We start from the raw sequence: 265 nt of genomic DNA, 5'->3' as shown, positions 1-265 counted from the left end.
CTATCAATCGCTTGTACATCATCTGTTTTGCTATCAATCGTTTCATTATTAAGCATTGGTCTATTAATGACCCACTTGAGTGAGCCCGCCACCCGAATTTGCGCACTATGAGCACCCAGCTGGCGAAAGCGTTTAGCAGACTCATTGTCTTGCGCAATAATTAACGTCAGATTTTTCATCATACTGGCGCTGACAGCAGCGATTTTTTGATAGCTTGTAAATGAACTGGCTGATAGACGACCATTGACTAAGATGCTCGGAATAC

Annotated in this window: 1 protein-coding gene; it reads right to left on the bottom strand. The window is 43.0% G+C overall.

Going from position 1 to position 265, the window contains the following annotated elements:
• The coding region (locus AAEZ03_RS27665; RefSeq protein ID WP_350583075.1) for a glycosyltransferase N-terminal domain-containing protein at window positions 1-265 on the bottom strand (265 nt) is incomplete at both ends.

It is taken from the genome of Pseudomonas sp. HY2-MNA-CIBAN-0224 (genome assembly GCF_040310285.1).
Classification (GTDB): Bacteria; Pseudomonadota; Gammaproteobacteria; order Pseudomonadales; family Pseudomonadaceae; genus Aquipseudomonas; species Aquipseudomonas helleri.
This window is presented reverse-complemented; position numbering and strand designations above follow the sequence as displayed.